The sequence below is a fragment of the Streptomyces xylophagus genome (genome assembly GCF_000716435.1).
GTDB classification, from domain to species: domain Bacteria; phylum Actinomycetota; class Actinomycetes; order Streptomycetales; family Streptomycetaceae; genus Streptomyces; species Streptomyces xylophagus.
On sequence record NZ_JNWO01000002.1, the window covers coordinates 66,482 to 82,652 of the forward strand.

20 protein-coding genes are annotated in these 16,171 nt (G+C 67.0%); 7 read left to right on the plus strand and 13 right to left on the minus strand.

From position 1 onward, the window contains the following. Window positions 1-40: 40 nt before the first annotated feature. Window positions 41-832 (plus strand): enoyl-CoA hydratase, encoded by a 792-nt coding sequence (locus tag OO70_RS03745; protein ID WP_043663928.1) that lies wholly within the window; start codon window positions 41-43, stop codon window positions 830-832. Window positions 833-851: 19 nt separating this feature from the next. On the opposite strand, the gene OO70_RS03750 is transcribed toward OO70_RS03745, so the two are convergent. From OO70_RS03750 to OO70_RS03780, 7 genes are all read right to left on the minus strand, one after another. Beyond that, window positions 852-1,652: an SDR family NAD(P)-dependent oxidoreductase gene (locus tag OO70_RS03750; RefSeq protein WP_043663931.1), complete on the minus strand. Its 801-nt coding sequence runs from the start codon at window positions 1,650-1,652 to the stop codon at window positions 852-854. A gap of 42 nt (window positions 1,653-1,694) precedes the next feature. After that, window positions 1,695-2,525: an NAD(P)-dependent oxidoreductase gene (locus OO70_RS03755; protein WP_078651237.1), complete on the minus strand. Its 831-nt coding sequence runs from the start codon at window positions 2,523-2,525 to the stop codon at window positions 1,695-1,697. After that, window positions 2,522-3,049, minus strand: a complete 528-nt coding sequence (locus OO70_RS03760) for a nuclear transport factor 2 family protein (RefSeq protein WP_043663937.1) — start codon at window positions 3,047-3,049, stop codon at window positions 2,522-2,524. The genes OO70_RS03755 and OO70_RS03760 overlap by 4 nt, the downstream gene beginning before the upstream one ends. 6 nt (window positions 3,050-3,055) lie before the next feature. Next, a complete protein-coding gene (locus tag OO70_RS03765; RefSeq protein ID WP_043663941.1) occupies window positions 3,056-4,078 on the minus strand; it encodes a zinc-binding dehydrogenase in 1,023 nt (340 codons plus the stop codon). Between the two features lie 185 nt (window positions 4,079-4,263). Beyond that, window positions 4,264-4,416 (minus strand): hypothetical protein, encoded by a 153-nt coding sequence (locus tag OO70_RS55270; protein WP_199827246.1) that lies wholly within the window; start codon window positions 4,414-4,416, stop codon window positions 4,264-4,266. A 26-nt stretch (window positions 4,417-4,442) separates the two neighbouring features. Continuing rightward, on the minus strand, window positions 4,443-4,676 hold the full coding sequence (locus tag OO70_RS03775; RefSeq protein ID WP_043663948.1) for a hypothetical protein: 234 nt from the start codon (window positions 4,674-4,676) through the stop codon (window positions 4,443-4,445). Further along, window positions 4,676-4,876: a hypothetical protein gene (locus OO70_RS03780; RefSeq protein ID WP_043663951.1), complete on the minus strand. Its 201-nt coding sequence runs from the start codon at window positions 4,874-4,876 to the stop codon at window positions 4,676-4,678. The genes OO70_RS03775 and OO70_RS03780 overlap by 1 nt, the downstream gene beginning before the upstream one ends. A 170-nt stretch (window positions 4,877-5,046) precedes the next feature. Here OO70_RS03780 and OO70_RS03785 point away from each other — a divergent pair, with 170 nt between their 5' ends. Further along, window positions 5,047-5,799 carry a DUF6879 family protein gene (locus OO70_RS03785; RefSeq protein ID WP_043663954.1) on the plus strand — a complete coding sequence of 251 codons (753 nt, stop codon included), beginning with the start codon at window positions 5,047-5,049 and terminating at the stop codon, window positions 5,797-5,799. A gap of 12 nt (window positions 5,800-5,811) precedes the next feature. Beyond that, entirely contained in the window at window positions 5,812-6,663 is an 852-nt protein-coding gene (locus tag OO70_RS03790; protein ID WP_043663957.1) for a helix-turn-helix domain-containing protein, read from the plus strand. 430 nt (window positions 6,664-7,093) lie between these two features. Here the strand turns inward: OO70_RS03790 and OO70_RS52065 are convergent, their stop codons facing one another. After that, window positions 7,094-7,306 carry a hypothetical protein gene (locus OO70_RS52065; protein WP_078651238.1) on the minus strand — a complete coding sequence of 71 codons (213 nt, stop codon included), beginning with the start codon at window positions 7,304-7,306 and terminating at the stop codon, window positions 7,094-7,096. A 795-nt stretch (window positions 7,307-8,101) separates the two neighbouring features. On the opposite strand from OO70_RS52065, the gene OO70_RS03795 reads away from it, so the two are divergent. From OO70_RS03795 to OO70_RS03810, 4 genes are all read left to right on the plus strand, one after another. Beyond that, window positions 8,102-8,908, plus strand: coding sequence for an SDR family oxidoreductase (locus OO70_RS03795; RefSeq protein ID WP_043663962.1), 807 nt, complete (start codon window positions 8,102-8,104; stop codon window positions 8,906-8,908). Window positions 8,909-8,944: 36 nt separating this feature from the next. After that, window positions 8,945-9,829 (plus strand): helix-turn-helix transcriptional regulator, encoded by an 885-nt coding sequence (locus OO70_RS03800; protein ID WP_043663965.1) that lies wholly within the window; start codon window positions 8,945-8,947, stop codon window positions 9,827-9,829. 232 nt (window positions 9,830-10,061) lie between these two features. Continuing rightward, window positions 10,062-11,225, plus strand: a complete 1,164-nt coding sequence (locus tag OO70_RS03805) for an RNA-guided endonuclease InsQ/TnpB family protein (protein ID WP_043663969.1) — start codon at window positions 10,062-10,064, stop codon at window positions 11,223-11,225. Window positions 11,226-11,254: 29 nt separating this feature from the next. Then, entirely contained in the window at window positions 11,255-11,848 is a 594-nt protein-coding gene (locus OO70_RS03810) for a TetR/AcrR family transcriptional regulator (RefSeq protein ID WP_043663972.1), read from the plus strand. Between the two features lie 31 nt (window positions 11,849-11,879). Here the strand turns inward: OO70_RS03810 and OO70_RS03815 are convergent, their stop codons facing one another. From OO70_RS03815 to OO70_RS03835, 5 genes are read right to left on the minus strand one after another with little or no spacing between them, the layout of a single operon-like run. Beyond that, complete coding sequence (locus OO70_RS03815; protein WP_043663976.1) at window positions 11,880-13,094, minus strand: metal-dependent hydrolase family protein; 1,215 nt, start codon at window positions 13,092-13,094, stop codon at window positions 11,880-11,882. A gap of 6 nt (window positions 13,095-13,100) precedes the next feature. Beyond that, on the minus strand, window positions 13,101-13,421 hold the full coding sequence (locus OO70_RS03820) for a hypothetical protein (protein WP_043663979.1): 321 nt from the start codon (window positions 13,419-13,421) through the stop codon (window positions 13,101-13,103). Continuing rightward, window positions 13,408-14,673, minus strand: coding sequence for an aromatic ring-hydroxylating oxygenase subunit alpha (locus OO70_RS03825; RefSeq protein WP_043663981.1), 1,266 nt, complete (start codon window positions 14,671-14,673; stop codon window positions 13,408-13,410). Before OO70_RS03825 ends, OO70_RS03820 begins: the two co-directional genes overlap by 14 nt. Window positions 14,674-14,677: 4 nt before the next feature. Beyond that, window positions 14,678-15,313 carry a carboxymuconolactone decarboxylase family protein gene (locus OO70_RS03830; protein ID WP_106971612.1) on the minus strand — a complete coding sequence of 212 codons (636 nt, stop codon included), beginning with the start codon at window positions 15,311-15,313 and terminating at the stop codon, window positions 14,678-14,680. Next, window positions 15,310-16,014: an SDR family NAD(P)-dependent oxidoreductase gene (locus OO70_RS03835; protein ID WP_043663984.1), complete on the minus strand. Its 705-nt coding sequence runs from the start codon at window positions 16,012-16,014 to the stop codon at window positions 15,310-15,312. The genes OO70_RS03830 and OO70_RS03835 overlap by 4 nt, the downstream gene beginning before the upstream one ends. Between the last annotated feature and the right edge of the window lie 157 nt (window positions 16,015-16,171).

Here is a 16,171-nt window from a genome sequence, read left to right on the forward strand (position 1 = left end):
CCAGAGCCGTCATACGCAGAGCCGACAGAGGACGAAACGCATGGACGAGATCCTGTACGAGGTCGACGGCCGGGTGGGGATCATCACCCTCAACCGGCCCGAGGTCGCCAACGCCCAGAACAGCGAGCTCCTCGACGCCCTCGACGCGACGTGGAGCCGGGCCGCGGCCGACGAGGACGTGAAGGTCATTCTCCTGAAGGCCAACGGCAAGCACTTCTCGGCGGGACACGACCTGAGGGACCGCTGGCCGGCGCCGAAGGAGATCACCCTGGAGTGGATCTACAGCGCCGAGACCCGCCGGTACCTGGAGTACACCCTGCGCTGGCGCAACGTACCCAAGCCGACGATCGCCGCAGTCCAGGGCAAGTGCATCGCGGGCGGACTGATGCTCTGCTGGCCCTGCGATCTGATCGTGGCCGCCGAGAACGCCGAATTCTCCGACCCCGTCGTCCACATGGGCATCGGGGGAGTCGAATACCACGGCCACACCTGGGAGTTGGGGCCGCGCAAGGCGAAGGAGATCCTCTTCACCGGGCGGGCCGTCACCGCCGAGGAGGCGGAGAAGGTCGGCATGGTGAACAAGGTCGTCCCGCTGGACCAACTGGGCAGCGAGGCCCTGGAGTTGGCCCAGCGGATCGCCCGCATGCCGTCGTTCGGGCTCCGCCAGGCCAAGCGGGCCGTCAACCAGAGCCTCGACGTCCAGGGCTTCTACGCGGCCATCCAGTCCGTCTTCGACATCCATGAGACGGGGCACGGCAACGCGCTGAGCGTCACCGGATACCCCATTCTCACGAAGCTCGACGCGATGAAGGAACATCTCAAGGAGCAGTAGGCCGGGATCGCGAGCCGCCTCACTCGCGGTGCGCGGTCGCGCCCCGGCTCATCGCGAGGACCGCGTCACGGCGGCTCAGCGCCCCGAACGGTGAACCGCCGCTCGGGGCGGGGCTGCCGCAGATCCAGGTCGGGCCGTCGGAGAGATGGGCGAGCGCCTCGGCGGCCACATCGTCGGGATCGGCCAAGTCGCCGCTGTAGGAGCCACCTTGGACACCTTCGGTCCGACGCAGGGACGGGGTGTCGGTCCTGCCGAGGACCAGCCCCAGGACATCCACCCCGCTGCCCTGCCACTCCGCCCACAGGCTCTCCGCGAGGATGAGGTCGAACGCCTTCGACGCACCGTAGGCGGCGAGCGTGGCGCCGCCCGCCCAGGCGGCGCCCGAGGTCACCAGGACCACGGCTCCCCGCTTGCGCGCCACCATCGGGGCACCGAAGCGGTACGCCGCTTCGAGTACGGCCGTGCAGTTGCGCTGCACAAGCCCCAGATGGGTGTCGAGGTCCTTGTCCAGGAACGGCACGCTGCGGTCGTCACTGCCCGCGTTGTACACGAACAGGCCGACCTCCAGGCCGACGGTCGCCTGCTCCAACTCCGCCAGGGCACTCGGGGAGCTGAGGTCGAGTGCGACGGTGCGGACCTCCACGCCGTGCCGGGCGCGGATCTCGGCGGCGGAGGCCTCCAGCACGGGCAAGCGCCGGGCCACCAGCACGACGTTCATTCCCTGGGCGGCCAGCCGGTGGGCGAACGCCGCACCCACCCCGTCCGACCCACCGGCGATGACACCCCACGGCCCGTACTTGGTGGTGAGGGATTCGGTCACTTCATACTCCTCAATCAAGATCAGTCGGATCAGTCAAATCGGTCAGATCGTCCGGGACGAACGGAGAATCTTCTTCTCGACCGCGTCCGACGACAGCACCGTCCCGATGATCCCGAGGTCGGCACCGGCGCTGCGAGCCACCTCGCGCACCACGCGGACGTCCTTGCTCATCAGGTCCGCCAGCCGCTCCGCGACCGAGTCGACCGAGCCCCCGCTGGCGACGACACCGAGCGCGCGACTGGCACCGCTGCCGTGCTGCAGGGCGGCGAGAATCACCTTCTCGTCGATCCCCAGCGAACCCGCCACCCGCACCGCGTCGACCGCGAGCCCTACCTGCGCCACGAACACGGCGTTGTTGACGAGCTTGACCCGCTGACCGTTGCCGGCCGGTCCCACGAACATGACCGGCGAGGCATACGTCTCCAACAGCAGCCGCATCTCCTCCAGTTGGGCCTCGTCCCCGCCGACCCACAGCGTGAGGCGGCCCGCGGCGATGTCGTGCGGGCCGCCCGAGAGCGCGGCGTCCAGGACCCCGACACCGCGCTCCGCGCCCGCCTCGGCGAGCAGCTGCGCGGTGGCGGGATCGAAAGTGGTGTGCTGGACGAGCGTCGCCCCTGCCGTCATGGCCGCGATGGCGCCGTCCGGACCGAGGCACACCGATCGCACCTGCTCGTCGGTCAGTACGACGACGAACACCACGTCGGCGTCAAGCACGGTCGCCTCGATCGTCCCGGCCCAACTCGCCCCGTCCGCGCGGGCGTCGGGCTGCGTCTCCGGGTGACGCACGTGGACCGTGACGTCATGCCCGGCGGCGATCAGCCGGTCGACGATCGGCTGCCCCATACGGCCCGACCCGATGAACCCGATCCTCAACTCCCCTCCAGGTGGAGTGAGTTGGAAGACGGCGCCAGCATCGCGCGCGGTCCCTCGGTACCGTCGAGGTTGGCGTTGACCCGCTCGGAGATGCGCCAGCCCTCCGAAGTGCGCACCCAGCGCCAGGTGTTCGCGGAGACCTGGTACACCCAGAACCGGCCGGCGTCGGCGTCCCAGCGCATGTGCAGCGCATGGCTGCGGCCGGTGGCGTGGTCGCCGTCGACGACGACGTGCGGCGCGGTCAGGATGTGACCGCAGCCGGTGTGGATCACCGTCTGGTGCCCGGGGCCGTGGACCATGCCGACGATGCCGTCACGGCCCTCCATCCGCAGATGGGGAATCGCGTCGAAGACGCCGTCCTCGGTCCAGAGCGCCGCCGCGGCCTCTCCCGAGCCGCTGTCGACCGCAGGCCCGTACTGGGCGACGAGCTGCGTGATCTCGACCTGGTCCTCCAAGGCGCGCACCTTCGCAGCCAACGACTCGACGGCGGCGCGGAGTTGGGCAAGTTCGTCGGTCTCGCTCATGCGTGTTCAGCTCCCTGCTACGACAATGATGCGGGCCGGCCCGTGGGCGTCCCGTGCGGCGTCGAGCGCGGCCGGCACCCCGTCGAGCCCGACGGTGTGGCCGAGCATCGGCCCGACATCGAGGCTCCCGGAGCAGACCGCCTGGAACGCTTCGTCCCAGTGGTCCATCGACGGGCCGCCCCCGAACTGGATGTTGATCCCTTTCCGCTTCGCGGTCAGGGTGTGCAGATGGTCGCCCTCCGGCGGACCGCCGACGGAGAAGATCCGGGTACCGCGCTCGCAGCCCTTGATGATCGAGTCGAGAACGCCGGGAACGCCGACGCACTCGAACACCACACAACTCGCCTGAGGACCGGCCGCGTTGCGCCACGCCTCGTACGGCGAGACCTCGGCCGGGTCGACGACCACATCGGCGCCCATGGCCAGCGCGGTCGCACGACGCGACGGGACCAGGTCGGCCGCCACGATCGGGGCGACGCCGAGGCTCTTGAGCCGGCCGATCGCCGACAGTGCGATGGCGCCGCAGCCGATGACCAACGGCGCCTCACTCGCGGACAGTTGGGCGCGGGACGCGGTCGACCAGCCCACCGAGATCGCGTCGGCGACACACACGATCTCGCTCGGCAGGTCCGACACCACGACTCGGGTGATGGCCTCGGTCAGCAGGAACAACTCGCCGAACCCGCCGGGTGCATCGGGGCTCTGGCCGATGATCCTGCGTCCGCCCGGGGTGGCCAGGACGGGCAGCGAACTCACCCGCGTCCCGACCGGAATCCGGCGCTCGGTGCCGAGGCCGTAGTCCACGACCTCGGCGCAGTACTCGTGACCCATCACGATGTCGACGTCCTGGTCGTACGTCGACATCCCGCTGTCGTCGTCGGCGCCCGCCTCCGGATGGTCCATGAAGTGCAGATCCGAGGCGCAGATCCCGCACGCCAGTGAGCGGACGAGGAGTTGGCCCGGTCCGGGGACCGGATCGTCGACGGTCCGCGTCTCGACCGTCCCGCCCCGCAGCACAGCAGCACGCATCAGATCTCCTCCGAACTCCGAAGTCCGTCCCCTTCGGGACTGTAGCCACACGGAGGGAATTACAGAAGACCGTCTCCTATAATCGGGACGTCTCCCGGTCGCCAGAGTCCTTCGAGGATGCCTGGCCTTCGGTATGAGGAGGAATCGGACTCCTGGGAAGCAGGGCAAGTGCGAGCGAGTCGCTGTCAGGGCGAATCGGCTGCTGCCGATGGATCGAGGAGGTTGACCTTCAGGAGAATGCCGCTTCCGCCCGGAAGCGGTATGTCTTTGGTCTGCTGGCACTCGTCGTGCAGGTCCGCGTAGCCGGGCTGCTGGGCGACCGCGCACTCGGCGGACATCGTGGAAGTGTCCTCGGTGGCCGTCACTAGAAGACACCGCCGCTGCTCTCGGAGTTCAGGGCACGGTTCCGCTCCTGCATGGCGGTGAGGCGCTCGTCGTTCGTGGCCAGGCGGACGAGAGCGGGGTCGGCGTCCCACTCCCGCCCGCCGGTCAGCGGCCGAAGCTGTACGTACGGGCCCTCGTGACCCATGACGTAGCCCAGCTCGTCTCTCTGCGTGTCGTGGACCAGGGCGCCCTTCGGCTGCTGTTCCTGCGCCATCACTCAAGGCCTCCCCGCCGAAGTGCAGTTGCCAGGCGATCGGCCACATCGGCGTGGATGCGCCCCAGTTCGACGAGCTTCAGGTCGGGCGACGCCGGGTCGACCCTGAGCGAGGGGAAGACGATCCCAGCCTCGGTGAGCGCTGCTCTCAGGGTCTCCACGGCTGCGTACGGGTCGACGTCCGGTTTCTTCGTTGCCATGAACCGGACGCTAGAAGTGGGGAGTTGGCTGGCAGTACGCTGTTTTCTCGTATTTGCTCGACGCCTCATCGAGATTGCTGGCATTTTCTCCTGAGCCCCGTCTGACCCCGTCGTGCCGAGCCGGGGCCCCGGCCATGCTGATTGGATCAACCCTGGAAGGGAGAGCGTCCATGGCTCGCCAGCTACGCTTCACCGGCACAGACAGCAAGGTCGACGGCTGCCCCGCCCTGCACACGGACGAGGGAACCGGCGAGATCGTCGTTCAGGGCCAACCAGTGACAGACCCTCAAGACCTCGCGCAGCTCCGGCACTTCGGGCCGGATGAGGCGGCGGTGGTCGTACCGCGCGGACTGCTCGTGAACTGGGGACCGAAGGAGATGGAGAGGGTGCCCGAACTGGTCGACCGGGACACCTTCCGGCGTCTCTTCGAGACCTTCGAACACACCGCCTGGCGCCTGGAGACGCGGCGCGGCTACGCCTCCGACCGTCAGGACCCCGACTTTCAGGCGTTCCTGGCTACGGGCTCGTCCACGTGGGACCCCAGCGAGACCTGGTTCGTCAACATCAAGGCGCAGACGGAGGCCGGCAAGACGGTCGGCCGTGTCCGTATCGCCGACAACCCGCCCACCACGGAGCAACTGTTCCTGCTTGACTACGCCCGGTACAACGCGTCCGTCGGCGAGGACATCCGTTACGTCTGGCGCGAGGACGCCGACCGGGCCCAGCTGCCCGCCGAAGACTTCTGGATCTTCGACTCGCGCCTGGTCGCCCTGCTGCACTTCGACAACGACGACAACCTGCTGAACATCGAGCTGATCACCGAACCGGCCGAGGTCGTGCGGTACGCCATCGTGCGTGACGCGGCGATGCATCACGCGGTGCCGTTCGACCAGTTCGCCGCGCAGGTGGCCCCGACCGAGTAGCGCGCGTGACCGGTGAGCACTGACTACCAGCAGGCACGGGAGGCGCTCGGGGCGCGGCTGCGCGAACTTCGCTTCTCGTGCCCGGCTGGCCGGCTCACCGGTCAGCAACTCGCACAGCGGCTCGGCTGGCCGGGCTCCAAGGTCAGCAAGCTGGAGAACGGCAGACAGACGGCCACCCCCGAGGATCTCCGGGCGTGGGCCGATGCGACCGACCAGCCGGACCTGTATCCCGAACTCGCCGCCCGCCTGGCCGGGTTCGAGTCCCACATCAGGTCTTGGCGCCGGGCCCTGGCGAACGGCTTCAAGCCGCTGCACGAGGGCCTGAGCGCCGAGATCGACCGCACCTCGGAGATGTGGATCTGGGAAGAGTCGGTGGTCCCCGGGCTGTTGCAGACCCCTGAGTACGCCCGCCATGTCATCCAGCGCTACTTCGAACTGCTGGGTGGGGCCAGCGACGTCGAGGCCGCTGTACGCTCCCGGGCGCAGCGGCAGGAGTGGCTGTACCACCCTGGGCGCAGGCTCCACGTGCTGATGTGGGAAGCCGCGCTGCGTTCGCTGATCTGCCCTCCCTCGGTCCTCGCCGCCCAGCTCGACCGCCTCACCGGCATGATCGGGATGGACACCGTCGAGCTGGGCATCATCCCCTTCACCGCCTCGGTGAAGATCGTGCCCGCCAACGGCTTCTGGGTCCTGGACGACCGTCTCGTCGTCGCCGAGGACTGGCACGCCGAGTTGTGGTTGGACGACGCCGACAACATCGCCCTCTACTCGAAGGTCTGGCGCACCCTCCGCGAGTCCGCGGTCCACGGTGCCGACGCCCACAACGTCATCAACTCGGCGAGGCGAGCCCTCAACCCCCTTTGAGGCGTTTGGCTTCAGACAAAGAAGAAGGGCCCACCGCGTACGATGGACCCTTCGTCGTGTTGTGCCGTTTACAAGGCTTCAGCCACATGTACCACTGCATTAGCCACGCTCGCGGCCGACATGAACATCTTGAACTGACTCATTCCGACCACCACCCCTCTTGAACTCGCTCTTCTTGCACTTGACTTCTTGCGGTATTCTTTGATGCGTTCGAACAGGTCGTACAGGTCCCAAAGCAAAAAGATGACCGCGACTATGGCCGCTGCCGGAATCGAACCGTGCATTGTGGCTATAGCTCAGTAAACGGACCAACTCTTACCAGTATAGCATGAGTTCATGATCTGACGTAGCGTCAGGTCCGCCAGGTGGCAGAGCGGTGCCGGTATAGCGGCGAAGCCCCGAAGGTTGATTCTCCAGGGCTTCCGCGCGTTCAAGCAGCTCCGCCAGACAGCACGCCCAGAGAGCCCAGCACTGCCAGGCACAGCGTCATGACACCGATGAATGTGCCGCCTCCGAAGAGAACGGCGTCACGCTTGCGTGCACCTGCCTTGTGACTAATCCAGGCAGCTCCAGCACCGACGATGACGGAGACCAGGGCGCAGATGACGACGATCAGCACCTTGACACCGAGAGAGAGGTTCAACGGCCCGACTACCTTTCCGGTGATCGGACCGGGTGTCAGACCTCAGCCCGACCACCACGTGACACACGTGTGGTCTTGCTGAGGCCCACCGACGTTGGGGCTCATGGGGGTTGGCTGCCTGGTCAGGGCCTCTAGATACCGCCGCTCCCTTTTGCGCGGGCAACGCGTGCGTACTCGGGACATGAATGTCCCTGACCTAGAACGTCGGGTCCAGGCTCGCTGCGTGCTACAGAAAAGATGGTGCAAGTCTACCGGCGCTGGGGCCCGTTGATGGGTTGTTGGGGCCGCGGGTCGCCGTGCGCTGAACTCCAGTTGAGCCGCGCCCTGCTGACCTCAGCGTTTGATGACGTCTCTCCGGAAGGGGCTTCGCCACCGCTCCAGCTTGAACGGCACCTTGAAGTTAGCTTCAGCTTTGATGGCTTCAGCAAGCCGCTTGTCGATCAAGTCAGCGCTCTCAGTCAGCGACTTGATTTCTTCCCACTTCTCGTCAGCCTTGCGGTGTGCTTCTACGTCCGCTGAGGGACTGCTTTTCAACCTGCGCCACTCGGCGGTGGCCGCTACCCACTGGCCGTACGCGGTGATCCGGACTCAGCGCACCAGGGAAGGGGGGTCTGACAGTACCTGTATCACCAGGGTCTCCCCGACGTTCCAAAAACCTGTCAACCTGGTTGAGCCGAAAGCGCCGACAACACTTCATGGAAACGCACTGCAGCTTTACCATCATCATTCAATTCAGCTGCCCCGAATACGCGACCGTGTCGGCACATTCTTTTACGACAGAAGTGACGGAGACCAATGGCGGAGAACCAGTTCACCACTCACGCAGAACTTTTCGATCTGAGGGGAAAGTACGCCCTTGTCACTGGCGGCACCAGAGGCATTGGGATGATGATTGCGCGCGGCCTTCTCCAGGCGGGCGCCCGCGTCGTCATCAGCTCACGCAACGCGGACACGTGCGCGGAGGCACAGCGTCTACTGTCCGAATTCGGCGACGTGCGAGCAATCCCCGCCGACCTGTCCAGGCACGACGAGTGTCAGCGCCTCGCTGATCTTGTCACGGCCGACTCGGAAGGCCTGGACATCCTTGTCAACAACGCGGGAGCGATGTGGCGCGAGCCGCTGGAGACGTTCCCGGACGAGGCCTGGGATACAGTGCTCGACCTCAACCTCAAGTCGCCGTTCTGGCTGGTGCAGGCACTGCTCCCGGCACTTCGTAAGGCGGGCACCGCCGATGATCCCGCACGGATCATCAACATCGGCAGCATCGCCGCCATCCACGTCGCCCCGGCACCCAACTACTCGTACGCCAGCAGCAAAGCGGCACTCCATCAGCTCACCCGGGTCCTTGCCAGGGAGCTGGGCCCACAGCACATCACGGTGAACGCGGTAGCACCGGGAGTGTTCCCGTCGCAGATGATGGCGACCACTCTCGATGCCATCGGCGACAAGATCGCGGCGGCGGCCCCACTGCGCCGGGTCGGCCGCGACGACGACATGGCGGGTGCCGCCGTGTTTCTCGCCAGCCGGGCCGGGTCCTACCTCACGGGCGCCATCATCCCGGTGGACGGCGGCACCGCAACGACCGCAACAAATATGCATTAGATTGCGGGACGGGCTTACGGTGAGGAGATAACCGCGATGGATCTACGCACGGAGATCCGGGAGTTTCTCAGCTCGCGTCGCGCCCGCATCGCACCGGAGCAGGCGGGCCTGCCCGCTTACGGCGGCAACCGCCGAGTCAAAGGTCTGCGCCGCGAGGAGGTAGCGCTACTGGCGGGGGTGTCGGTCGACTACTACGTGCGCATGGAGCGCGGCAGCCTCGCCGGTGCCTCCGACGGCGTGCTCGGCGCGTTGGCCTCTGCCTTGCAGCTCGACGAGGCCGAGCGCGACCACCTGTTCCACCTCGCGCGCCAGTCGAGGGCGCCCAGCGGCCCACGCCGGCGCAGGCCTGCCGTGACGGTGCGTTCGACGCTGCAGCAGGTGCTCGACGCGATCTCCGATGCGCCGGCCTGGATCGGTAACGGCCGTTATGACGTGCTCGCCATGAATCAACTCGCTCGCGCGCTGTATTCACCGGTGCTGGCCGACCCGCGACGGCCCGCGAACACAGCGCGGTTCGTCTATCTGAACCCTGAGGCGGCCAGAGATCTCTTTGTCGACTACGACCAGGTTGCCGGTGGCGTGGCCGCGAAGCTGCGCATGGAAGCCGGCCGCAATCCGCACGACGAGGAACTGATCGCCCTGGTCGGCGAACTGTCAACGTGCAGTGAGCTGTTTCGGCAGCGGTGGGCATCTCAGGACGTGCGGCTGCACCGGTCCGGCCGCAAGCGTATGCACCATCCGATCGTGGGCCGGCTCGACTTGGACGTCGAGCCCCTGGAACTGCCCGCCGAACCCGGCCTGCACCTCAACATCTACACCGCACCCGCGGGCACACCGACCGCTGACAATCTGGCGCTCCTGGCGTCGTGGGCGGCCACCCAACAGACGCTGGCGACCGAGCTCGAAGCACACAACGGATAGTCCAACCCCTTTCAGCCGTACCAGGGTCCGTCTCCCCGACCAGCGCGGGCGAATCCGGCTTCGAGGACCGCATCGCCGACATCGACGGTCAGATTGCCACCGTTGAGAAGGCCAGCACCACCACTGCGGTCGACTACGCCAAGGCAGGGCAGCGCGCCAACGACCTGGTCGCCCTGGCCACCCGTGCCCGTGAGCGAATGTCGGGTATACCCGGTACACCTACCGTTTGCGTATGTCGTCGACCGCGCGCGCAGGCCTGCTCAGTGAGTGGGCGCGGTGCCGGTGGATCTGGAACGAGTGCTGCGCCCGATCGAAAAAGGCGTACGCCGAGGAGGAGAAGTGCGGCGCGGCCCGTCTCGACAAGATGCTGACCGAGGCCAGCACCGCGAACGCCTGGCTGCGCGAGGGCAGTTCGGTGCAGCAGCAGCAGGTCATCCGCGACTTCGCCAAGTCCCGCGCCAAGGCCCTGAAAGACATCAAAGGACGGTTGCCGCAGCAACGGCGGGCCGGGATGCCGAAGTGCAAGAAGAAGCATGCTGCCGACCCGACGCTGAACTACACGCAGAGCGGGTTCCGACTCAAAGACGGCCGCTTGCATCTCGCGGGCGGGATCGTGCTGAGTGTGGTGTGGTCGCGGGAATTGCCCAAGCCGCCGTCCTCCGTTCTCGTCTGTCGCGAGAGTCTCGGGCACTGGTACGCCTCGTTCGTGGTGGCGACCACAACCGAGGAACTGCCCGCCACTGGACGGGACATCGGCATCGACTGGGGCGTCAAGGAGACCGCAACCACAACCTCGGACATCCACGACCTCCCACACGCCCAGCACGGCAGGAACGCCGCGCAGCGCCTGGCCTGCTATCAGCGGAGGACGGCTCGCCGGAAACCCAAGCGTGGACAGGCCGGATCGAAGGGCTATAAGGAAGCGAAGCGGCAGACCGCGAAGCTCCACAAGAAGGTCGCCCGCCAGCGCCAGGACACCGGCCGCAAGTGGGCCAAGCGCGTGGTCCGTGACCATGACCGCCTTGCGGTCGAGGACTTCCGCCCGAAATTCCTCGCCAAGTCCACGATGGCCGGCAAAGCCGCCGATGCCGCGATCGGCGTGACCAAGCAGGCCCTGATCCACATGGCCCGCAAACACGGACGTGAACTCCACCTCGTACATCCCGCGCACACCACCATGGACTGCGCACAGTGCGGAGCGAGAACCAAGCACGCACTGCCTCTCTTGGAACGAACTTACGCCTGCACTGCATGCGGAGCCGTGTCCCCCAGGGACAAGAACTCCGCCCGCGTGATGCTGGTCCGGGCTGGTCTCAACCCGGCTGGTGCTGATCGTGTAAGAGCTGCTGGGCCGCCGGTCCACGGCCAACGTGAGCCAGGAATCCCCTCTCTTTAGGAAGGGGAGGATTCAATACAATCACCGGCATGGCAGAACCGCGCCGCGCCCCGGGCCGTCCACGTGACACGAGCATCAACGAACGGGCTCTCGCGGCCACGCGCGAGCTGCTCGTCCAGCGCGGCTTCGACGCGACGACGATCCAGGCGGTGGCCGAGCACTCGGGCGTGCACGCCTCGGCCATCTACCGCCGCTGGCCGTCCCGGATCGAGCTGATCGAGGAGGCCACGTTCCCCGGACTCAGCCCGCTGAGCGTCCGCCCGACAGGGGACCTGCGACGAGACCTCCGCCGGTTCATCCGCGCCTACTTGGCGGCCTTCGGCGCCCCCGCGGCCCGTGCCGCCGCGGCCGGACTCTTCGCTCACTCCCAGACGTCGAGCCGCCCCCGGCCGCCGGAGATGCTGCTGCGCGTGTCGGCGCGACCGCAGTTCCAGGACATCCTGCGCGCCGCGCCGACCGGGAGCGTCGACCCCGCCGTGGACCCGGACGACGTGTTCGACATGCTCCTCGGCGCCGTACTGACCCGCACCCTCCTGTCCACGGTCACGGCCCGCGACCGCCCCGTCGAGCGCACGGTGGAGATGATCCTGCGGATGCTACGGCCGCTCGACGGGCCGGTGTGATCAACTCCCGTGGCCTGCCTAGGCGTTGGACTCAGCGGCGTTCGTCGCGGAACACCTTCCCGCCCTTCATCACGAACCGGACGTCCTTCATCACGGAGATGTCCTCCAGCGGATTGCCCGGCACCGCGATCAGGTCGGCGAGCAGGCCTTCCGCGATACGGCCCCTGTCGTCGGCGTCGATCAACTCCGCCGCGTTGACGGTCGCCGCCTGGAGTGCCTCCAGGGGAGTCATGCCGCGGTCGACCAGGGCGATCAGCTCCTGCGCGCCGCGGCCGTGCGGAATCGCCGGCGCGTCCGTGCCCAGCGCCATCCGGACACCCGCCTTGCCGGCCCTGGCCACCACCGTCTTCGCCCGGGGGAAGATCTCGGCGGCCTTCTCCTTCAGTTCGGGCGCGGCGTGGGACATGTCCATCCCCTCGATGAGAGCGGTGGTCGGCACCAGGAAAGTGCCCCTCTCCGCCATCAGCGCGATGGTGTCGTCGTCGAGCAGGAAGCCGTGCTCGATGCAGTCGATGCCCGCCTCCACCGCCGACCGGACGGCGTCGGCCCCATGGGTGTGGGCCGCCACCTTCAGTCCGCGCCGATGGGCCTCGTCGACGATGGCGCGCAGTTCCTCATCCGAGTAGTGCTGCGCGCCGGGGGTGCCCGTGTGGGACATCACGCCCCCGGACGCGCAGACCTTGATGAGCCGCGCCCCGTGCTTGATCTGGTAGCGGACCGCCTTGCGCACCTCGTCGACACCGTTGGCAATGCCCTCTTCCAGCGAGAGAGGCATGATTCCGGGGGCGTACCCGGCGAACATCGTGGGGTCCAGATGCCCGCCGGTGGGCGTGATGGCGTGTCCGGCCGGCACGATGCGCGGGCCGTCTATCCAGCCGGCGTCGATGGCCTTCGCCAGCGCGACGTCCAGCAGATAGCCGCCTGTCTTCACGAACAGGCCGAGATTCCGGACCGTCGTGAACCCCGCGCGCAGGGTCCGCCGGGCGTTGCCCACCGCGCGGAGCATCCGCAACGGGGGATCGTCCTGGACGGGGGAGAGCGCGAGCGTCTCTCCCCGGCCGCCCATCAGGAGGTTGACCTCCATGTCCATGAGACCGGGCAGGAGAGTCACATCGCCGAGGTCGAGAACCTCGCTCTCGCCCCCGCCGCCGGACGTGATGCGGTCGCCCTCGACCGTCACCAGGCCCGGCGACTCGAACTCGCCCGTCTCCACGTGCAGTACACGCGCCGCTTTGAGCGTGACCACGACCGGTCAGACCTTCGGCTCGACGACGAGGTCCATATAGGCGGCCCCGCTGTCCGGCACCCGGGCCTGCTTCCAGACCTCGACCGGGAACGACACGTTCACCAGGGAGAACATCAGGAGCAGCAAGTTGCGCTCCTGCTCCGGGAGTTCGGTGAGCTGGAACTTGTCGAGGTGGTCGGAGGCCTGTTCGAGGAGCGGGAACGCGGCGTCGTAGAACGCCTGCATCTCCTCCATGGAGCTGGCCAGGCGCTTGCTGTAGCGATCGCGCTCGGACTCCAGGACCCACTCGCTGAACGGTTCGAGTGCCGCGAACTCACTGGGCAGCATCGGTGTGCTCCTTGACGTAGTCGGCGACCGTCTTGTGCAGATGGCGGAGCAGCAACTCCTGGTCGCAGAGCGGGAAATCGGTGACGACCCGGCTCTTGAGCATCGTCTGGGTGGCCTCCAGCGTGTTGCCGTCCTGGAGGGCGTACTCCTTGAACGTCACCGCCGCCAGCTCCTGCTTGAGCCGCTCGCGCGCCGTCTTGGCGGGCACGAAGTACAGGTTGGCCTCGAAGATGTGCTTGTCCACGGCCGTCGGCCAGTAGTGGTACGTCAGGTACCAGCCGGGCTTCCAGATCAGCAGGGTCATGTTCGGGAAGAACTCGAAGGAGTCGTTGCCCCACGCGCGGTGCCGGCCCGGGTTGAGTCCCGTCGGCAGGTTGTCCAGGCCCTCGATGTCGGGTGCCTCCCACGGCCCGAACAGGCCGCTGCGCAGGACGCGTTCGATGGGCTTGACGATGGTCAGGTCCTTGGGCGGCGACATGCCTCCCCAGGAGGAGATCATCGAGTGCGGGGAGTGGATCTCGTAGTGCAGGGCCTCGTACCCGACGTTGAAGAGCTTGTCGGCCTCGTCCTTGACGGCCTGCTTCATGTGCAGGACGGGTGCGTGGTAGAACTCCGCGAACGCGTCGATGAACAGCTTCCAGTTGCTGCCGATCTCGGCCTTGTACGTGAAGACCTCGGTCATCTCGTGGAAGGGGTAGCCCTCCAGGCCCTTGGCGAACTCGCCCAGGTACTCCTTGAGCGGCTGGGCGTTCGGGTCCAGGTTGACGAAGATGAACCCCTCCCAGACCTCGCAGCGGACCAGCTTGAGGCCGTAGTCCGCCTTGTCCAGGTCGAAGAACTCCTTCTCCTGCTGGACGAAGGTCAGATCGCCGTCGAGGCTGTAGCGCCAGGCGTGGTACTTGCAGGTGAACTGGCGGCAGGTGCCTTTGACTTCCTCGCCCGGGAAGTCGTTCCACACGAGCTTGTTGCCGCGGTGGCGGCAGACGTTGTGGAAGGCGCGGATCTCCTTGTCCTTGCCCCGCACGATCACCAGTGAGGTGTCGGCGACGGCCAGCTCCTTCGTGAAGTAGCTGCCGACCTTGGGGACTTGCTCGACCCGGCCGACGTTCAGCCAGGTCTTCTTGAAGATCGCCTCCTTCTCCGCCTCGTAGTACGCGGGGTCGATGGAGTCCTCGTAGTTGACCGGGCTGGTGCCCAGCTCGGGGTAGTTCTCGGTCCAGCTCCCGGCCTCGGGCTTGGCGAAGTGTGGCATGGGATCACCCCTCTCGCTTGTGAGAATACCATTCTCGTTTTGGGAAACTGAAGTTCTCTTCCGAGATCACAGGGTCGAGTTCCACGCCGAAGGTGTTGAGGGCCATCGTGAGCATCGTGTAGGCGCCGATCGTGAACACCAGGTCCATGAGCTGGCGTTCGTCCAGGTCGACGGCGAGCGCGGCGTAGGTCGCGTCCGACAGGCCCGAGTCGGTGTCCAGTTCGTCCACCGCCCGGTTGAGCAACGTGTCGGCGTCCGTGCGGACTTCCTCGATCTCCTCCTCGGTCACCCCGGCCTTCCGGCCGATCAGGACGTGACTGGCCCACTCGTATCTGCTGCCCCGCCGCCAGGCCACCCGCATGACGGCCAGTTCGCGGACGCGCACCGGCAGGGTCGAGGTGTTGAGGTGCATGTTGAACGTCAGGAACGCCCGCGCCAGGGCCGGATGCCGCTGGAAGATCCCCAGGACGTTGGCCTGCGGCAGCTTCCGGGGGTGGTTGATGACCGAGAACAGTTCGTGGTCCCAGTCGTCGTACGGCACCGGGGCGATGCGAACGCCGTTCTCGGCGGTGGTTCCGCCGTGCTCGCGGTACTCGGTGCCCGTCTCGCCGGGTCCGTCGTGTTCGCTCTGCTCGCTCACGTGTTCCGCCCGCCGTTGACGCCCAGGATCTGGCCGGTGATGTAACCGGCCTCCTCGGAGGCGAGGAAGGCGCAGGCCGCGGCGATGTCCTCCGGGCGCCCGACGCGCCGTACCGGAGTGCGCTGGATGTGCTCCTCGACCGTCCCGCCGAGCAGTTGACGCTCCTCCGAGCGGCGCAGCATCGGTGTGTCGATGAAGCCGGGGGGAACCGCGTTGACGGTGATGCCCTGCGGACCCAGCTCCAGGGCCAGCGCCTTGGTCAGCCCGTTGACCGCAGACTTGGCGGACACGTAGTGCGTCATGAACGGCTGGCCCGACTGCGCGCTGGACGAGGAGATGTTGACGATCCGGCCCCAGCCGGCCTCCACCATGTCCGGCAGAACGGCCTGGACGCAGTGGAAGACGCCGTTCAGATTGACGTCGATCACCCGCTGCCAGGCCTCGAAGGTGAGGTTGGCGAAGCGCTTGTAGCCCTCCATCCCGGCCGCGTTGACCAGCACCGTGACCGGGCCGAGCTGCTCGCGGATCTCGGTGAGTGCCTCGTCCACCTGGGCCCGGTCGGAGACGTCGGCCTTCCGGGAGAAGCCTCTGTCGGACGGATTGAGGTCGAGGGTGGCGACCTGGAGGCCGTCGGCCTCCAGGCGTTGTGCGATGGCCAGTCCGATGCCGGAACCGCCGCCTGTGACGAGGGCTGTCCTCATGCCGGAACCCCCTTCGTCTCGATCATGAAAATCTCCCTTCCAGATCTGAGAAGCGTATTCTCGTCTCCGGCGCTTCCGGAAGTCCCGCGCAGGCGAGGGCTGTTCGCGGCGGTCTGCGCGCCTGTCAGCTCCTCGTCAGGATGACATTCTCGCTTCC